4 protein-coding genes are annotated in these 2,026 nt (G+C 42.3%); all 4 read right to left on the bottom strand.

What is annotated here, in order from left to right; genetic code table 11:
• A partial coding sequence (locus B3763_RS00145) for a S41 family peptidase (RefSeq protein WP_286742343.1) occupies window positions 1-881 on the bottom strand: 881 nt, incomplete at its 3' end.
• Window positions 882-1,067: 186 nt separating this feature from the next.
• Window positions 1,068-1,358 (bottom strand): YtxH domain-containing protein, encoded by a 291-nt coding sequence (locus B3763_RS00140; RefSeq protein ID WP_189631748.1) that lies wholly within the window; start codon window positions 1,356-1,358, stop codon window positions 1,068-1,070.
• 127 nt (window positions 1,359-1,485) lie between these two features.
• Window positions 1,486-1,866 carry a ribonuclease P protein component gene (rnpA, locus tag B3763_RS00135; RefSeq protein WP_286742340.1) on the bottom strand — a complete coding sequence of 127 codons (381 nt, stop codon included), beginning with the start codon at window positions 1,864-1,866 and terminating at the stop codon, window positions 1,486-1,488.
• 31 nt (window positions 1,867-1,897) lie between these two features.
• Window positions 1,898-2,026, bottom strand: a 129-nt coding sequence (gene rpmH, locus B3763_RS00130; RefSeq protein WP_286742348.1) for a 50S ribosomal protein L34, incomplete at its 5' end; no start/stop codon positions are given.

The raw sequence follows: 2,026 nt of genomic DNA, 5'->3' as shown, positions 1-2,026 counted from the left end.
GCTACAATTTCTGAAGCCGAAGCACTTGAGCTATTTATTAGAACAGCCAGAGGAATTTCTGTATCTGTGGCGGCATTAAGTGCGTTGTAGGTAGCATTCATTTCTTCCAGTTTGCCTTTAGTGGTTACCACTAGCTGGCCTTTATCTATGAAAATATTTGAAATGTTCACGGCTTCATTGAGCAAGCCCCCACCATTGTCTCTAAGATCAAGTATAATTTTTTCGGCTCCTTCCTTCTTCAGTTCTCTGAGTGCATTCTTTACTTCTTTTGATGCATCTTCTCTGAAGCCTGTCAGCTTAATGTAGCCCACCTTCGCATCGACCATACCACTGTAGGGCACGTTGGGCAGCTCAATGCGTTCAAAATCTACTTTAAAATCTAATGGCCCCTCACCCGGCCTCAAGACTTTGAGGTTAATGGAGGATGAGGACTGTCCGCGCAGATAGAGGCTTGCTTTGTCATAGTCATTTTTTACATCAATGCCATTAATCGCTATTATTTCATCTCCTCTTTTCAGGCCTGCTTTTTGGGCCGGGTATCCTTCATTGGGCAACACTACTACAACCTTACCTCCATCACGCTCTCCGATAACAGCTCCAATACCCCCAAACTGCCCTGTATTTTCTGTACGCACATCTTCTATTTGATCTTCGGAATAATAGACCGTATAGGGATCTAAAGAACCAAGCATGGCATCAATACCGGTGCGCATGAGTGTATTAGGGTTGAGGTCGTCTACATAGTTGGCGTTTACCTCCTTATACATGGTGGCAAAAATGTCGAGGTTCTTAAGTATTTCGAAGTACTTGTCGTTTTGGCGAATGGCAGCCGCACTCAGCAGGCCGATGGCGAGCAGAGAAAAGACGATGAGCTTTTTCATGAATTATGCATTGAAGTTCCTGAAATAGAAGAACGGAAGATAGTATTTGATGTTTTTATGCGAAAGTTATTTCGTGCTTACGGTTTATAATGCACAAAAAAGCTCACTTTGAAAGTCGTATTTCTTTAGGACAACTTTCAAAGTGAGCCTTTCTAGTCGGAATTAATTTGCCGCACATAACCGTGCTTAAGCCATACTCAATTTTTCTTTGGCTCTATCTATTCCATTCTTGCTAGAATTTGCTGCTTTCTCCAGAGACTCATTGTAAGTTTCTTTGGCGGAGTCTACTTTATCTGAAACCTCTTGTTTCAAATCGTCCACTAAATCGGTGGTTCCTTGGGCGATTTTCTTTCGGGTATTCTTACCACTGTCTGGTGCTAAAAGTATTCCTGTGATTGCTCCTGCAGCAGCACCAGCGGCTACTCCTAAAATAACTTTTGCTGTATTATTCATTTGCTTGTCGTTTTTAAGTTCCATAATTCACTCTTTATCATGAAAAAAGTGTTCCAAAGTTGGAAGCATGGAATAATGGCACCAGTGACGGTTTTGGAACCGTTACATCCCAGCCACTGTGGAAATTCATACACAACAGTGAGGATTATTTTCAGGCAAGTGTATTGAGTTTATCCAGCAACTTACCCACTCTCTTATGAATGATAGAAGAAGGCAGCTGCTTGTCGGCCGTATATATGAGGGCTATATTATATGCTTTAGCCCCTACTCTGTGTTTATTGAGTCGGTAGGCTTCTCGCATTTGTCGCTTTATCCGGTTGCGAGCAACGGCAGACTTGAATCGCTTCTTGGGTACGGAAAACATAGCCTGTGAAGCAGATTGCTCTGGGGGCGACTCCATGTAGGCCAACCGGATAGGGTATAAATAAAAATAGGAGCCTTTGTTAAAAAGCTCCTCGATTAATTTTTTACTATGCAGTCTTTCCCTTTTGGGAAAAGTAAACTTCAACGAATTTTTGGCCAAGTCCGTCACGAGGTTCAATTTAATAAACCTCACATAAGAATTAGCCTTTGTGTCTTCTTTCGTCAGACACGGTCAGTTTATGACGACCTTTGGCTCTTCTGCTTGCCAATACTCTCCTTCCACTTGGAGTGGCCATTTTAGACCTGAATCCGTGCTTGTTTCTTCTTTT

It is taken from the genome of Roseivirga sp. UBA1976, from assembly GCF_002336325.1.
In the GTDB taxonomy this organism is placed as follows: Bacteria; Bacteroidota; Bacteroidia; order Cytophagales; family Cyclobacteriaceae; genus Roseivirga; species Roseivirga thermotolerans.
Note: the sequence above shows the minus strand (reverse complement) of the source record. Positions and strands in the feature narration are given on the sequence as shown.

Bases quoted from the DNA above. Each gene is read 5' to 3' on its own strand.
- B3763_RS00140 (WP_189631748.1), bottom strand. From the start codon at position 1,358: ATGGAACTTAAAAACGACAAGCAAATGAATAATACAGCAAAAGTTATT.